The sequence below is a fragment of the Pasteurella sp. P03HT genome (assembly GCF_054052285.1).
Map to the genome: position 1 here is coordinate 83,702 of NZ_JBSIUM010000001.1, position 15,388 is coordinate 99,089.

15 protein-coding genes are annotated in these 15,388 nt (G+C 39.8%); 6 read left to right on the forward strand and 9 right to left on the reverse strand.

Translation table 11 applies throughout. From position 1 onward, the window contains the following. Positions 1–55: 55 nt before the first annotated feature. The 5 genes from ACWIT3_RS00355 to ACWIT3_RS00375 form a co-directional block, all read right to left on the reverse strand. A complete protein-coding gene (locus ACWIT3_RS00355; protein WP_457160876.1) occupies positions 56–355 on the reverse strand; it encodes a DUF1294 domain-containing protein in 300 nt (99 codons plus the stop codon). Continuing rightward, on the reverse strand, positions 348–1,610 hold the full coding sequence (gene glyA / locus ACWIT3_RS00360; protein WP_457160877.1) for a serine hydroxymethyltransferase: 1,263 nt from the start codon (positions 1,608–1,610) through the stop codon (positions 348–350). Before glyA ends, ACWIT3_RS00355 begins: the two co-directional genes overlap by 8 nt. Before the next feature lie 121 nt (positions 1,611–1,731). Next, complete coding sequence (gene purD, locus ACWIT3_RS00365; protein WP_457160878.1) at positions 1,732–3,015, reverse strand: phosphoribosylamine--glycine ligase; 1,284 nt, start codon at positions 3,013–3,015, stop codon at positions 1,732–1,734. A gap of 77 nt (positions 3,016–3,092) precedes the next feature. Continuing rightward, positions 3,093–4,694, reverse strand: a complete 1,602-nt coding sequence (purH, locus tag ACWIT3_RS00370) for a bifunctional phosphoribosylaminoimidazolecarboxamide formyltransferase/IMP cyclohydrolase (protein ID WP_457160879.1) — start codon at positions 4,692–4,694, stop codon at positions 3,093–3,095. A gap of 189 nt (positions 4,695–4,883) precedes the next feature. Then, complete coding sequence (locus ACWIT3_RS00375) at positions 4,884–6,602, reverse strand: protein-disulfide reductase DsbD (RefSeq protein WP_457160880.1); 1,719 nt, start codon at positions 6,600–6,602, stop codon at positions 4,884–4,886. Between the two features lie 476 nt (positions 6,603–7,078). Here ACWIT3_RS00375 and arcA point away from each other — a divergent pair, with 476 nt between their 5' ends. Then, positions 7,079–7,789: a two-component system response regulator ArcA gene (gene arcA / locus ACWIT3_RS00380; protein ID WP_457160881.1), complete on the forward strand. Its 711-nt coding sequence runs from the start codon at positions 7,079–7,081 to the stop codon at positions 7,787–7,789. 67 nt (positions 7,790–7,856) lie between these two features. On the opposite strand, the gene ubiD is transcribed toward arcA, so the two are convergent. Continuing rightward, the gene (ubiD, locus tag ACWIT3_RS00385; protein WP_457160882.1) at positions 7,857–9,344 is read right to left on the reverse strand and encodes a 4-hydroxy-3-polyprenylbenzoate decarboxylase; all 1,488 of its coding nucleotides are present in this window, start codon (positions 9,342–9,344) and stop codon (positions 7,857–7,859) included. A gap of 220 nt (positions 9,345–9,564) precedes the next feature. On the opposite strand from ubiD, the gene smpB reads away from it, so the two are divergent. After that, entirely contained in the window at positions 9,565–10,047 is a 483-nt protein-coding gene (gene smpB, locus ACWIT3_RS00390) for an SsrA-binding protein SmpB (RefSeq protein WP_046339360.1), read from the forward strand. Positions 10,048–10,106: 59 nt separating this feature from the next. Here the strand turns inward: smpB and ACWIT3_RS00395 are convergent, their stop codons facing one another. From ACWIT3_RS00395 to ACWIT3_RS00405, 3 genes are all read right to left on the reverse strand, one after another. Continuing rightward, positions 10,107–10,316 (reverse strand): TOBE domain-containing protein, encoded by a 210-nt coding sequence (locus ACWIT3_RS00395; protein WP_046339361.1) that lies wholly within the window; start codon positions 10,314–10,316, stop codon positions 10,107–10,109. Positions 10,317–10,388: 72 nt separating this feature from the next. Continuing rightward, on the reverse strand, positions 10,389–11,786 hold the full coding sequence (gene qseC / locus ACWIT3_RS00400) for a quorum sensing histidine kinase QseC (RefSeq protein WP_457160883.1): 1,398 nt from the start codon (positions 11,784–11,786) through the stop codon (positions 10,389–10,391). Continuing rightward, complete coding sequence (locus ACWIT3_RS00405) at positions 11,770–12,441, reverse strand: response regulator (RefSeq protein WP_457160884.1); 672 nt, start codon at positions 12,439–12,441, stop codon at positions 11,770–11,772. The genes qseC and ACWIT3_RS00405 overlap by 17 nt, the downstream gene beginning before the upstream one ends. A 330-nt stretch (positions 12,442–12,771) precedes the next feature. Between ACWIT3_RS00405 and ACWIT3_RS00410 the strand changes: the two genes are divergently transcribed. The 4 genes from ACWIT3_RS00410 to ACWIT3_RS00425 all read left to right on the forward strand — a co-directional run bounded on the left by ACWIT3_RS00410 (position 12,772) and on the right by ACWIT3_RS00425 (position 15,317). After that, positions 12,772–13,233: an HvfX family Cu-binding RiPP maturation protein gene (locus ACWIT3_RS00410; protein ID WP_457160885.1), complete on the forward strand. Its 462-nt coding sequence runs from the start codon at positions 12,772–12,774 to the stop codon at positions 13,231–13,233. A gap of 37 nt (positions 13,234–13,270) precedes the next feature. After that, positions 13,271–13,627, forward strand: a complete 357-nt coding sequence (hvfA, locus tag ACWIT3_RS00415) for an oxazolone/thioamide-modified RiPP metallophore HvfA (protein ID WP_457160886.1) — start codon at positions 13,271–13,273, stop codon at positions 13,625–13,627. Between the two features lie 63 nt (positions 13,628–13,690). Beyond that, complete coding sequence (locus ACWIT3_RS00420) at positions 13,691–14,611, forward strand: HvfB family MNIO-type RiPP peptide maturase (protein WP_457160887.1); 921 nt, start codon at positions 13,691–13,693, stop codon at positions 14,609–14,611. Then, positions 14,601–15,317 (forward strand): HvfC family RiPP maturation protein, encoded by a 717-nt coding sequence (locus tag ACWIT3_RS00425; protein WP_457160888.1) that lies wholly within the window; start codon positions 14,601–14,603, stop codon positions 15,315–15,317. The genes ACWIT3_RS00420 and ACWIT3_RS00425 overlap by 11 nt, the downstream gene beginning before the upstream one ends. The last annotated feature ends 71 nt before the right edge of the window (positions 15,318–15,388 follow it).

Genomic DNA, 15,388 nt, shown 5'->3' on the forward strand with positions numbered 1-15,388 from the left:
CAAAATAAGTAAAAGGTGAGCAAACAAGCTCACCTTTTTTGTACGTTGTACTCTCTCACGCCCTAAAAGAGCGCATAAACAACCAGAAAAACAGTATAGGTAACAAAACAATCCATATTATTCCACTAAACATGACCGCACTTTTAAATACAAGCAGTGTCGTTTTATGTCGGAAGTGCTGCATGGCTAAGTGCGTTCCAATAAATCCTCCTACAAAGCAACACAATAATAGCCAGCCTTGTGCAATACGCCATTGACCTTGAATAGCATACTGTTTATCTTTATACATCAAAAAATAAGCGGTGGCATTTGCCACCGCTAAGTAAGTGAATATCACTAACAAATAATTAAGCATAAACAGGAAGACGTTTACAAATTGCTAATACTTTTTCTTTAGTATCTGCAATCACTTGCGCTTCGTTGTCTTTACCCATTGCATCTAACACATCGCACATCCAGCCTGCGAGTTCTGCAGATTCAGCTTCTTTAAAACCACGACGTGTGATTGATGGTGTACCGACACGGATACCTGATGTCACAAATGGTTTTTGTGGATCATTTGGTACTGCATTTTTGTTTACAGTAATGTTGGCGCTACCTAATGCTGCATCAGCCGCTTTACCAGTTAAACCATGGCTCACTAAATCTACTAAGAACAAGTGGTTTTCAGTGCCGTTTGATACCACGTTGTAACCACGTTGTTTGAAGACTTCTACCATCGCTTTTGCGTTCTTAACAACTTGTTGTTGATAAACTTTGTATTCAGGCTCAAGTGCTTCTTTGAAGCAAACGGCTTTCGCTGCAATCACGTGAACTAATGGACCACCTTGGTTCGCAGGGAAGACAGAACTTTGTAATTTTTTATACAGTTCTTCATCTTTCGCAGCAGAAAGAATTAAACCACCACGTGGACCACCTAATGTTTTGTGCGTCGTCGTTGTTACAACATGAGCATGCGGTAATGGACTTGGGTAAACCCCTGCCGCAATAAGCCCCGCAACGTGCGCCATATCGACAAAAAGATAAGCGCCAACTTCATCAGCGATTTCACGCATTTTTGCCCAATCGATCACTTGAGAATACGCTGAGAACCCCGCCACAATCACTTTTGGTTTGCACGCTAGTGCTTTTTGGCGAACATCTTCATAATCGATTAAACCATCAGCAGTAATACCGTATTGAACTGCGTTATAGATTTTTCCAGAGAAGCTGACTGATGCGCCATGAGTTAAGTGACCACCATGAGCAAGGCTCATACCTAAAATTGTTTCATTCGGTTGTAATAATGCACCGTAAACAGCAGCATTTGCTTGTGAACCAGAATGAGGTTGAACGTTCACGTAGTCTGCATTAAATAATGCTTTCGCACGATCAATCGCTAATTGCTCAACGATATCCGCATACTCACAACCACCGTAATAACGTTTGCCTGGATATCCCTCTGCATATTTATTAGTAAATTGTGAACCTTGCGCTTCCATTACACGTGGGCTTGCATAGTTTTCAGATGCGATTAATTCGATATGTTCTTCTTGACGACGATTTTCGTCTTGAATTGCTTGCCATAAAACCGGATCGTAATCAGCGATGTTCATACTTCTTTTTAACATTATGATTTCCTCTTTAAGTAAAGATGATTGTGAATTCGTTTAGTGTACCTGTTTCCACAGGATTTTTTAATTAAAATCTGGTTGTTAATTTTTCATTTTCTCATGAAAAATACACCGCACTTTATTGTTGTTCTCTTGCAACCGCACGATAACCAATATCACGACGATAGAAACGGCCAGTCCATTTCACTTTTTCTGCTAACGCTAATGCTTGTTGTTGTGCATCATAAACGCTATCGCCTAAAGCAGTCACACAAACCACACGTCCGCCATTGGTCACTAATTTACCGTCTTTATTTTCCACACCTGCTAAGAAAACTTTTTGATTTTCGACCGCACTTTCAATGCCTGTAATCTCGTCACCTTTACGGTAATCACCTGGGTAACCTTCTGCCGCAAGGACAATCCCAAGTGACGCTTTCTCACACCATTGTGATTTTTTCTCATCTAATTTGCCTTCACAAGCGGCAAGGCAAAGCTCAACTAAATCTGACTCTAAACGCAACATAATTGGTTGAGTTTCAGGATCACCGAAACGACAGTTAAACTCGATCACTTTTGGTTGACCATTTGGCATAATCATCAAGCCAGCGTAAAGGAAACCTGTATACACATTGCCTTCTGCCGCCATGCCATTTACTGTTGGATAAATCACTTCTTGCATAATGCGATCGTGAATTTCAGCAGTTACCACTGGTGCTGGCGAATATGCGCCCATACCACCGGTATTTAACCCTGTATCATTTTCTCCAACACGTTTATGGTCTTGACTGGTTGCCATGGGTTCAACGTTTTTACCGTCCACCATCACGATGAAACTCGCTTCTTCACCGTCTAAAAACTCTTCAATAACAACACGGCTACCCGCTTCACCAAAAGCATTGCCTGAAAGCATATCTTTCACTGCTGCTTCTGCTTCTTCCAACGTCATCGCCACAATTACGCCTTTGCCTGCTGCTAAACCGTCTGCTTTCACTACGATTGGTGCACCTTTTTCACGTAAATACGCAAGTGCTGGCTCAACTTCAGTAAAGTTTTGATATTCTGCCGTTGGGATTTTATGACGAGCTAAGAAATCTTTAGTAAAGGCTTTTGAACCTTCTAATTGCGCAGCAGCTTTCGTTGGTCCGAAAATTTTCAAACCTGCAGCGCGGAATGCATCGACAACACCAATCACTAATGGTGCTTCAGGTCCAACAATGGTTAAACCGATTTGATTTTCTTGTGCAAACGCCACTAATTTTTCGACATCGGTCGCAGAAATTGCGACGTTTTCCACTTTATCTTCTAATGCCGTGCCAGCATTGCCTGGTGCAACAAAGACTTTATCTGCTAACGGAGATTGCGCCACCTTCCAAGCCAATGCGTGTTCACGACCGCCATTTCCGATGATGAGAATGTTCATAATGATTTTCCTGTATTATTTGAAATTGATACGCTTATTTAAAATGAAACATTTTGATTTTTATAAAACATAAAATCTTAATGTCTAAAATGACGCATTCCCGTCAACACCATCACCATATTATGCTCATCTGCAGCATCAATCACTTCTTGATCACGCATTGAACCGCCTGGGTGGATTACACATTGAATACCCACTTTCGCCGCCGCATCGATACCATCACGGAATGGGAAGAACGCATCGGATGCCATGACGCAACCTGCCACTTCTAAACCTTCATCCTGTGCTTTGATACCTGCAATTTTCGCTGAATATACGCGGCTCATTTGACCTGCACCAATACCGATAGTTTGGTTATCTTTTGCGTACACAATCGCATTGGATTTCACGAATTTCGCGACTTTCCAGCAGAATAATAAATCTTTTAATTCTTGTTCTGTTGGTTGACGTTTACTTACTACTTTTAAGTCGGCTAAATCAACCATCCCTAAATCGCTTTCTTGCACTAACAAGCCACCGTTAACACGTTTGAAATCTAAACGTTGTTCTGCTTTCGCCCATTCACCACATTCAAGCACACGCACGTTTTTCTTCGCTTTTAATAATTCTTTTGCATCTGCTGCAACAGTTGGTGCGATGATCACTTCAACGAATTGGCGATCAATAATGGTTTGTGCTGTTGTTGCGTCTAACTCACGGTTGAATGCGATAATGCCACCGAAAGCAGATGTTGGATCTGTTTGATAAGCACGATTATAGGCTTCTAAAATATCTGCACCTAACGCCACACCACAAGGGTTTGCATGCTTCACGATCACACAAGCGGGCTCATCGAAACTTTTCACACATTCAAGTGCAGCGTCAGTGTCTGCGATATTGTTATAAGAAAGGGCTTTACCTTGTAATTGTTTTGCGGTTGAAACGGAAGCTTCTTTCACTTCTTTTTCTACATAAAATGCGGCTTTTTGATGACCATTTTCACCATAACGCATGGTTTGCTTACGAATGAAGTTTAAGTTTAAAGTACGTGGGAATTGACCGCACTTCGCTTCTGCGTCTTCTTCCTCAGCCACAAAATAAGGTTTGACTAATTGACCGAAATAGTTTGCGATCATTGAGTCGTATTGAGCGGTATGCTCAAACGCTTTAATTGCAAGATCAAAACGGGTTTCTAAGGTTAAACTGTTTTGGTTTTGATCCATTTCAGCAAGAATGGCATTAAAATCGTTATTATTTACCACAATCGCCACATCTTTATGGTTTTTCGCGGCAGAACGTACCATTGTTGGACCGCCGATATCAATGTTTTCAACAGCATCTTCTAAGGTGCAGTTTGGTTTCGCCACTGTTGCAGCAAAAGGATATAAATTCACCACAACCATATCGATCCCTTCGATACCGTGTTGGTTCATCACTTCATCATCTGTGCCACGACGACCTAAAATACCGCCATGCACTTTTGGATGTAAAGTTTTGACCCGCCCATCCATCATTTCAGGGAAACCTGTATAATCAGAAACTTCTGTGACAGGTAAACCGCTATCAGCGAGTAATTTTGCTGTTCCACCAGTTGAAAGTAATTTCACACCACGTTGAACGAGGCCTTGAGCAAATTCAACGATGCCTGCTTTATCAGAAACGCTTAATAATGCTTGACGAATAGGACGATTAGGTTGCATTAAAAAATCCTTAAAATAGAGAGTTTAAAAGAAGTCATAAAATAGAAGCACGCATTATAACGCAAACGTTTGCGTTTGTGTGAAAATTTTCAATAAAAAACCGCTTATTTCCCAATAAATCAAATAAGCGGTTTTGGTACGATTTCTTGTTAAAGCGAAGATCGCATCGTTTATTCGCGATAAGTCAAATCAGTGTGTAGGTTTAATTTGTTTCAACCAATCCGTAAAAATTGGCGCTTGCATAAAACCAGTGACTCTTGAACCTTCAATTTCGTGACCTTGTTTTTCAAAGAAGATAATTGTCGGGAGCCCTATCACTTGTAGTTTTTGCATCAATTCACGATTTGCATCGCTGTTTTTTGTCATATCAACTTGCAACAGCAAAATATCTTCAAATGCTTTTTGTACTTGCTCATCGGTAAAAGTGTATTTTTCAAACTCTTTACAAGCCACACACCAATCTGCATATAAATCTAACATTGCCATGGATTTGGGGTTCGATTGCAAGGCTTGTTGCAACTCGTCATACGTTTTCACTTGCTTGAATTGTATGTGCTGTGAAATTTGTGATTTTTGTACCGCGCTTTCACCTAAAAACCATTGATGTAAAGGCGCAGAGAAAAGTTTCGCAAGAACCAAACCGATAAACACAACAAACCAAACCCACTTATCATTGCGTAACTGGAATAACAGCCACAAAGTAAAACCAATGGCTAAGATAAACCATAAATGCCCTTCAATGTCAGGGAAAACTCGTGAAACTAAAAACACAGGTAATGCCAATAATACAAACCCAAAGGCATTTTTCACTTGAATCATCCAGTTGCCTGATTTTGGTAAAATTTTATTACCAAATACGGTGATGAGGATTAATGGCGTGCCCATTCCTAACGCAAGCAGGTACAACGTAATTGCACCCGTAAATAAATCCCCGCTTTGTGCCACATAAAGCAATGCCCCTGAAAGTGGCGCGGAAGTACAAGGGGAAGCGACTAAACCTGCAATCATTCCCATTACAAAAACGCCACCAAATGCACCGCGCTTTTGTTGTTGGCTATATTGGGTTAATTTGGTTTGTAAGCTTGTTGGTAGCTGTAAGGTAAATAAACCAAACATTGATAAGGCTAAAAGGACAAAAATCACTGACAACGTGAGTAAAACATAAGGGCTTTGCAATGCCACTTGGAAAGGCAAGCCAATTGCCGCAACAATCAAGCCGAGCAAAGTGTAAGTCAGTGCCATGCCTTGCACATAAACGAAGCTCAACGTTAATGCGCGTAACGTGTTTGGTCTGGTCTGCCCACCGATAACAATAGCAGAAAGCAATGGCAACATTGGCAATACGCAAGGCGTAAAAGCTAAACCCAAGCCCAATAAAAAGAACCAAAATACAGCATATTTACTTTGAAATAGGCTTTCAGCTAAACGATCCTGTTCTGCTACCCGCAAAGAACCCGTATGGGCTTGCACTATTCTCTCTGCTACTGGTGTCACAACAGACTTAACTGGAAGAATCTTTGTTTCTGGAGGATAACAAAAGCCAATCGTACAACCTTGATAACTCACTTCAAGTGTCGCATCTGGTGCGATGTTTGATACAGGTATCTGTAAAGAAACTTCATTCCGGTAAATTTTCACTTCACCAAAAAAATCATCTTGATAGGTTTCAGCAATTGGGAAATGCCATTCGCCAATGTCTAGATTATTTGCTTTTATCTCGAAAGTGCGCTGATATAAATAATAATTCTCCGCAATTAACCAATGCAATTGCACGGTCTCCGCTTGTTGTGTACTAGAAAAAATAAATGCTTGATCCGCATTTAAAAACACAGGGCGTTTATCAAACACACCCGCTTGTGCGGCTAACGTGCTCAGGAAAAGCAACAAAAAAGATACGATTTTTCTCATAAAATACGTCATAAACTAAAATGAAAAATAATGTGCATTCTAGCACAAGGCTGTTTTTGCCCCAAATCGAAAACATGCCGTTAAAATTACACAAGAAATAAGCAACTTATTTTATTTATAAAAATAAGTTTTGCGTCAAACTTAAAAGTATTGTAGGATTCTGCTCTCAGTTATGTTTTTAACATCAGTGTATTAACTAATAACATATTAAATCCGTATTTAAACGCCGAATTGCCTTCTATTAGTTCATTTTGTATGTAGTTTAAACGAGCAAATCGCTCGACTTACACCCTCAATATCCTCTGGTTATTGAGGGATTTTTTTATGATCTAGGTCATGAAATAACAATCTAATTTAACAAAATTCACTTTTTCTATTGTTACAATTATGTTGCAACTATACAATGAGCACGTTAATTTTGCGCTAATCTTAGTAACAAAATGATTAACTTAAAAAAATTGTAATAGGAAATACAAATGGGAACGCCACAAATTTTAATTGTTGAAGACGAAGCAATCACCAGAAATACATTAAAAAGTATTTTTGAAGCTGAGGGTTATGAAGTATTTGAGGCGGCAGATGGTGCACAGATGCACCGTATTCTGTCTAATAAAGTCATTAATCTGGTCATCATGGACATTAACTTACCAGGCAAAAATGGATTGATGCTTGCACGCGAATTACGTGAAACCACCAATACCGCCTTAATGTTCTTAACGGGACGTGATAATGAAGTCGACAAAATTCTCGGTCTCGAAATTGGTGCAGATGACTATATTACCAAACCATTTAATCCAAGAGAATTAACCATTCGTGCACGCAATCTACTACAACGCACTATGCAAGAAAATACCAAAGATGCCGCACAAACTGTAGAGCACTATCGTTTCAATGGTTGGACTTTAGATCTCAATAGTCGTACGTTGATCAATCCAGAAGGCGAAGAGTACAAACTCCCACGCAGCGAATTTCGTGCAATGTTACATTTCTGTGAGAACCCAGGGAAAATTCAAACACGCGAAGAATTATTGAAAAAAATGACTGGACGAGAATTAAAACCACAAGATCGTACTGTCGATGTAACTATTCGTCGTATTCGCAAACATTTTGAAGATCACCCAAATACACCCGAAATTATCACCACCATTCATGGCGAAGGTTATCGCTTCTGCGGTGAGTTAGAATAAACAGTAAAAATTAAGCCTGTCATCATGTTGTCTGACAGGCTTTTTTATCTCTGGTTCAGAATGTTATTTATGCAGTAGTACGGTCTTCATCAAAAATCCCTAAACTGTGCCACATTTCGTCCACTCGCTTCACGACATCGGGATCTTTCTTAATTGGCACGCCCCATTCACGTTGAGTTTCGCCTGCCCATTTATTTGTGGCATCAATCCCCATCTTTGAACCTAATCCCGCCACTGGTGAGGCAAAATCCAAGTAATCGATCGGCGTATTTTCCACTAAGGTTAAATCACGTGCAGGATCACAACGTGTCGTGATTGCCCAAATCACATCTTTCCAATCACGCGCATTCACATCATCATCACACACAATCACAAACTTGGTGTACATAAATTGACGCAAGAAAGACCAGACCCCCATCATGACTCGTTTCGCATGTCCCGCATATTGTTTCTTAATCGTGACCACAGCTAAACGATACGAACACCCCTCTGGTGGTAAATAAAAGTCCACAATTTCTGGGAATTGTTTTTGTAAAATGGGAATAAAGACTTCATTTAACGCTTCGCCCAGTACCGCGGGTTCATCTGGTGGGCGCCCCGTGTAAGTTGAATGATAAATCGGATCTTTACGCATTGTGATATGCGTTACAGTAAAGACAGGAAAATATTCCTGTTCATTATAATAGCCAGTATGGTCGCCATAAGGGCCTTCAAGTGCGGTCTCATTTGGATCAATATATCCTTCCAACACAATTTCTGCGCTAGCAGGCACTTCCAAATCGTTACTCACGGATTTGACCACTGCAGTTTTTGTTCCACGTAATAGGCCTGCAAAAGCATATTCTGATAACGTATCTGGTACGGGGGTCACTGCGCCTAAAATCGTAGCTGGATCGGCGCCTAATGCAACAGACACGGGAAAAGGCTCACCTGGATGCGTTTCTTTCCATTCTTGAAAATCTAATGCCCCACCACGATGTGAAAGCCAACGCATAATCAACTTATTTTTCGCAATTAGTTGCTGACGATAAATGCCTAAATTTTGACGTTTTTTCAAAGGTCCTTTCGTAATCGTTAATCCCCATGTCACTAAAGGTGCCACATCATCTTTCCAGCATTGCATAATTGGCAATTGATATAAGTCAACCTCTTCACCTTTGAGCACAATTTGCTGACAATCTGCTTTTCCCAATACCTTAGTCGGCATATTTAAGACTTGCTTAAATTGAGGAATACTTGAAAGAAAATCTTTGAACCCTTTTGGTGGCTCTGGCTCTTTCAAAAAAGCCAGTAATTTACCAACATCACGTAAAGAAGAAACCTCTTCTTGCCCCATTCCCATTGCAACACGTTTTGGTGTCCCAAATAAATTACATAAGACGGGAATATCAAAGCCTTTTGGATTTTCAAATAATAATGCAGGGCCCCCTGCACGCAATGTGCGGTCCGCAATTTCGGTCATTTCTAAATAAGGATCCACTTCTTGTGTAATCCGTTTCAGCTCTCCTCGCTGTTCTAATAAATCTAAAAAATCACGCAAATCTTTATATTTCATTTTTATTCCTTTTTCATGCGAATACGCCACCACACACTACCTGCCAAATTCTCGCCCTGTTGTATTTAACAGGTCATCATATAACCTCGAATCCTCACACTACGCAGGCAAAAGTGGTTTGTCTTTATGCGAAGTTATATTATCTCAATCTCTCTGCTTTTGCTATCTCAACAAAGTTTAGGTAGAATTTATCAACTAATCTTGAACAAAATGGATAATCATGACAAAGAAAAAAACTAAAGTCGCGTCCAATACCATTGCTCTAAATAAACGAGCAAGACACGACTACTTTATTGAAGATGAAATTGAAGCGGGACTGTCATTGCAGGGCTGGGAAGTCAAATCGATGCGTGCAGGTAAGGCAAATATTAGCGATAGCTACATCATTTTTAAAAATGGAGAAGCCTATTTATTCGGTGCCACAATTCAACCACTTAGCCTTGCCTCAACTCACATTGTGTGTGATCCAACACGCACTCGTAAGCTATTATTAAACCAAAAAGAGTTAGCCTCTTTATTTGGCAAAGCGAATCGAGATGGTTATACCATCGTCGCTCTCTCACTTTATTGGAAAGGCGCTTGGGCAAAAATCAAGATTGGTTTAGCTAAAGGTAAAAAACAACATGATAAACGCGAAGATATCAAAGAACGCGAATGGAAAGTTACCAAAGATCGCATTATGAAAAATGCACAAATCAGATAAGATTAATCATAAAAAAAGCCTTGTATTATACAAGGCTTTTCTTTTGAAACGAGACGTGCTTATTCTACACCAACCATCACTGAGGTCGCTTTGATAATCGCATACGCTTCTTTACCTACCGCTAGTTTTAACTCTTCTGCTGAAGCGAGAGAAATCGTTGAAGTAATCACGTTACCAGCACCAATATCGATACTCACAACAGCGTTCACCGCACCTTTTTCTAAAGCGACAACTTTACCTTTTAATTGGTTTCTAGCACTAATTTTCATGTTTGCTCCTTAATTTCAATCTGTTCAATAAAACAGACTTAAGTATAACGAGAAATGAATAGAAAACAACCCTTAACTCGCAAACGTGACTACTACTTTAAAACCGGCTATCTTTCCGCTTGGCATACTCTTATTTTCCAAGTGAACTTGATAGTGGTGTAATGCAGCAATGCGATACACAATTGAGAGCCCCAAACCACTTCCTTTTTCATTTTGCCCTGCTGGTCGATAAAAACGTTGACCTAATTTAGCTAAATCTGACGCATTTACGCCTTCTCCATCATCTTCAATCACTAACTTGTCTGGATATAAACGAATCATCACGGTACTGCCATTTGGACAATATTTAATAGCATTATCAATGATGTTACGTACCATTAACGATAAAAGCAATGACTGTCCTTGCATACCAGTTGGCAGACCTACTCGCTCAAAATGTAATTCAATTTGTTTCTGTTGAGCCACAAAATAACGCTCTCCAATCAGTGAGGTGACAATCGCGTCCCAGTCGATCTCTTCGACAGTCTCTAACTGATTCAAATTATCTAAACGAGACAATGTTAATAATTGTTCAATCAATTGCGTCGCACGATCAATACCTAATGTCAAATTATGCAATGCTTCTTGACGCATCTTGTCATCATCACCAGCCAATTGGGCTACTTCACTCTGAATACGCAATGCTGCCAAAGGACTTCTCAGTTCATGTGCAGCATCAGACGTAAAACGACGTTCACGCAATAGCATGCTTGCAGTGCGGTCAAAAAATTGATTGAGATTCTGCACTAAAGGTAAAATTTCCTGCGGCAATTGTGCAGTTTCAATCAACGTATGATTATCTGGACGACGTTGCTTCAATTGCTCGCTCACTCGCCTGATACTTTGTAATTCTCGTGTCACAACCCAGACAATAATGGCTAATAAAAAAGGCAAGCTCGCAAACCAAATCCACATTTGCCCAAATACCATTTTATTGATCAAATCATTGCGATAATCTAGCTCTTGCCCAACCGCAATCACGAGACGCCCATTATTCACTGGTAACCAAAAAATACGCCACTGATCATCCTCACCCGTGATATGACTAATAGAGAATCCTTTTTGCTGAGTAAAAATAAAATTATCCCCATTATGTCCATCACTTAATACAATGCGCCCTTCTCGAGTAAAAATGGCAAAACCGAGTGCATCATCGTCAAATCCATTGCGTTTAAAACGCTCTCGTTTGTGTTTGGCATACTCAGGTCCTACCAACATATTACGTAAATCTGAAGAAGCCAAACGTTGCGCAAATAAGATTTGTTGAGCATCAAACACTTCATTCACTTCCTGACGAACCTGTACCCAAGCAACTAGCGTAGAGATAATCCAGATCATCAATGCAGTCAAAGATAAGATCCAAGTCAGACGAAAACGGAGACTTTTATTTGGACGACGTATCGCACTGAAAAAATTAGGTCGTTTCATCATTTTTCCCTAACGCATATCCCACACCATGTACAGTACGAATAAAGTGTTTGCCTAATTTCTGGCGTAAATTATAAATATGCACTTCAAGCGCGTTACTGCTCACCTCATCATCCCAAGTATAAAGTTTTTCCTCAATTAACGTTCGAGGTAATACACGCTCTTTATTCAGCATAAAGAGCTCAAGTAATTTATATTCTCTTGTCGTCAAAGACACTTCGTTTTGATCTAAAAAAACTTTCCGCTGATTTGGATCAAATGTCACTAAACTATGCTTAATAACGGGATTCGTTTGACCATGACGACGCCGAATCAACGCTTGCAAACGTGCCACCACCTCAGCTAATGCGAAGGGTTTACATAAATAATCGTCCGCTCCTCGTTGCAAACCAGTAACACGCTCATCCAGAGTATCGCGCGCAGTAAGAATTAGAACGGGAACATCTTGTTTTTCTCTACGCCAGGTTTCTAAAATAGCTAGCCCATCCATTTTAGGTAAAGTTAAATCTAACACGACCGCATCATAAGGTGCTGATTTAATCGCCTCGAGCCCCATTTTCCCGTCTCGAAACCAATCCACTGTAAAACCAGACTTAGATAAACCTGTCTGTAAACCATTACCAATCAAGCTATCATCTTCTATCAATAAAATTCGCATCTTTTACACCGCTCTTTTCAACCCATTTTTTCATTGTGACACAAACAATCAGTATAAATCCTAACCAAAGGATAACCAATAAAACTGAAGAAATACTTAATAAATACTTCTTTTCCCCACCCTTTAAACGCTCAATAAAAAAGTAACACATCACTTTTCTAGCACATTTCATATAAAAATGACGATTTTTTGAAAAAAATATGTAAGAAAAAAAACCAGACCTCCGACTAACTCCTATGAATAAGGAAATGAAATGGGTAACTAAAAAAAGCTGTAAGAAAACCATTTTTAATTCGACTAATTCAATGTAAACGGACTTATGAGGACAACATGGAAAAAAATAGCGACTATTTACAATCTGTTAGTACAGGGATTGGGCTATTAGGCTTACGCTTATTTCTTGCTAAAGAGTTTTTTGATGCAGGTTTAGAAAAGTTAAATGGAGAGAATTGGTTCATGGAAGTACAAGCAAGCTTTCCTTTCCCCTTTAATTTACTCCCAGCAGAATTAAGTTGGTTATTAGCCATGAGCGCAGAGTTAGTTCTACCGATTTTTTTAGTCCTTGGACTATTAACTCGCTTTAGCGCATTAAGTCTAGCAATTTTAACTGCTGTGGCATGGTACACCGTCCATGCAGATGCAGGTTATAACGTATGTAACAATGGTTACAAAATGGCACTCATTTATTTGGTCACACTGTTACCATTATTTACGCAAGGAGCAGGGAAATTCTCTTTAGATGCTCAATTACGAAAAAAATTTTCAACTCACTGTTGGTTGAAATTTCTTTAATTAACCCCCCACTCAACATTTTTATAGGAGATTAAACATGAAAAAATTAGCAACTTTAGCAGCATTAGCAGGCGCATTAACAATGGCAGTATCTGCACCAGTCAGCGCAGAAACTAAAATGGCAGATAAAGCTGAACAATGTGTAGAAGGTAAATGCGTCAAAACTAAAGCGGGTGAAGGCAAATGTGGCGAAGGTAAATGCGGTGCGCACGATACCAAAAAAGCAAAAGCGGCAGAGGGCAAATGCGGTGAAGGTAAATGCGGTGCACATGACACTAAAAAAGCAAAAGCTGGCGAAGGCAAATGTGGCGAAGGTAAATGCGGTGCACACGATACCAAAAAAGCAAAAGCTGGCGAAGGTAAATGTGGTGAAGGTAAATGTGGTTCTAAATAACCTCAACTTGCTGGTGTAATATACTACACCAGCCCTTTTTCAAATTAATGGAGTCAATATACTATGTTAAAAGGTGCAGGATTAGGTTATCGCCGCGATTTAGCCGATGATTTTTTATTACTTCCAACAGATAATGCCATTCAATTCATGGAGGTTGCTCCAGAAAACTGGATAAAAATGGGAGGCGCTGCACGCTATAAATTTGATCAAGCGGCAGAACGTTTTCCTCTCGCCGTGCACGGACTATCCCTCTCTTTAGGCGGTCAAGCACCGTTAGATCGCGAGTTATTAACTAGCATCAGAACCCTCATGACACAATATCATTCCGTCTTTTTTTCTGAACATTTAAGCTATTGTGAATGTGAAGGGCATCTGTATGACTTATTACCTATGCCATTCACAGAGGAAGCTGTGAAGCATGTTGCTCAACGTATCCAACAAGTACAAGATTTTTTAGGGTGCCGTATTTCATTGGAAAATACGTCTTATTACTTACATTCCCCAACCAGTACCATGAATGAAGTCGAATTTTTAAATGCTATCGCACAAGAAGCAGATTGTGGTATTCACTTAGACGTCAATAATATTTATGTGAATGGCGTCAATCATGGATTGCTTGATCCTTATGTTTTTCTAGATAATGTCGACATAAACCGAGTAAATTACATTCATATCGCAGGTCATGATGAAGAGCATGCTGCTGCTCAACCGATTCAAGAAACAGGAGAATCATTTAATAAAATAAAAGGGGAATACCGCCATTTGCCTGATTTACTCATCGATACACATGGTGAAGCGGTAAAAGGAAATGTTTGGGATTTACTTGAATATGCTTATCAACGTTTACCGCATATTCCTCCAACATTGCTTGAACGTGATTTTAACTTTCCTCCATTTGCTGAACTCTATGCTGAAGTTGAGCATATTGCTAAACTTCAACAAAAATATGCCAAACCGTTACAGGACAATCGCTATGCAGCCTAAAACCAGTCTTATTGAAGCGCAGCAGGCGCTAGCACAAGCAGTTCGCCTAGGAAATGCAGCCCCCCTAAATGATTACGCACCCAATCGTTTAGCTATTTATGCACGATTGGTCCGTAACAACACATTTAGTTTTATTGATCGCTGTTTCGTTGAGGCTCCTCGGCATATTGATGCGAAAACATGGCAACAAGTCAAAGAAACATTTATACAAGAAGGCAAAGCACATTCTCCCTATTTTCAGGACATTGCGGGAGAATTTCTCACTTTCTGCCAAACAGGGAGGTACTTTAATGCAAATGTATTGGCATTAATGGATTTTGAAAATACACAATTGCTTGCCGAAGTGGCTACAGAAAAAGTCCCTGAAACATTTGAGTGGGATAGAAACACGGTAATGCAGTTATCAAAAACTGCTTTTCTGAAATGTTACGACATAGATTTTTTATCAAGCCACTTTACTCGTTTTGAGCCAACGCCAACGCAAATCATCGTATGGAGAGATAGCGATTTTTCAGTCAATCAACAACGCCTTACTGAACTCGATTTTTGGTTACTGACTTACTTAAGTGAACAACCAACCTCCTTAGAAAATTTACTCACTGAATTAAATACACTCATTACAGATAATACAGCATTACAGCCCTTACTAGAGCAAGCTTGGGTAAATTGGGTCAATGCAGAAGTCATTTATCCAATGGAGGGGTAAATTCAGCTTAAGCTGACATTAAAAGGATTTAAAACAACAAGTGCGGTAACACATTGAAAATGTCCTACCGC

Coding starts and splice junctions, on each gene's coding strand:
- glyA (WP_457160877.1), bottom strand. CDS start 1,610: ATGTTAAAAAGAAGTATGAACATCGCTGATTACGATCCGGTTTTATGG.
- arcA (WP_457160881.1), top strand. CDS start 7,079: ATGGGAACGCCACAAATTTTAATTGTTGAAGACGAAGCAATCACCAGA.
- ACWIT3_RS00425 (WP_457160888.1), top strand. CDS start 14,601: ATGCAGCCTAAAACCAGTCTTATTGAAGCGCAGCAGGCGCTAGCACAA.
- ACWIT3_RS00405 (WP_457160884.1), bottom strand. CDS start 12,441: ATGCGAATTTTATTGATAGAAGATGATAGCTTGATTGGTAATGGTTTA.
- hvfA (WP_457160886.1), top strand. CDS start 13,271: ATGAAAAAATTAGCAACTTTAGCAGCATTAGCAGGCGCATTAACAATG.
- purH (WP_457160879.1), bottom strand. CDS start 4,694: ATGCAACCTAATCGTCCTATTCGTCAAGCATTATTAAGCGTTTCTGAT.
- ACWIT3_RS00375 (WP_457160880.1), bottom strand. CDS start 6,602: ATGAGAAAAATCGTATCTTTTTTGTTGCTTTTCCTGAGCACGTTAGCC.
- ACWIT3_RS00410 (WP_457160885.1), top strand. CDS start 12,772: ATGGAAAAAAATAGCGACTATTTACAATCTGTTAGTACAGGGATTGGG.
- ACWIT3_RS00355 (WP_457160876.1), bottom strand. CDS start 355: ATGCTTAATTATTTGTTAGTGATATTCACTTACTTAGCGGTGGCAAAT.
- qseC (WP_457160883.1), bottom strand. CDS start 11,786: ATGATGAAACGACCTAATTTTTTCAGTGCGATACGTCGTCCAAATAAA.
- ACWIT3_RS00395 (WP_046339361.1), bottom strand. CDS start 10,316: ATGAAAATTAGTGCTAGAAACCAATTAAAAGGTAAAGTTGTCGCTTTA.
- smpB (WP_046339360.1), top strand. CDS start 9,565: ATGACAAAGAAAAAAACTAAAGTCGCGTCCAATACCATTGCTCTAAAT.
- ubiD (WP_457160882.1), bottom strand. CDS start 9,344: ATGAAATATAAAGATTTGCGTGATTTTTTAGATTTATTAGAACAGCGA.
- purD (WP_457160878.1), bottom strand. CDS start 3,015: ATGAACATTCTCATCATCGGAAATGGCGGTCGTGAACACGCATTGGCT.
- ACWIT3_RS00420 (WP_457160887.1), top strand. CDS start 13,691: ATGTTAAAAGGTGCAGGATTAGGTTATCGCCGCGATTTAGCCGATGAT.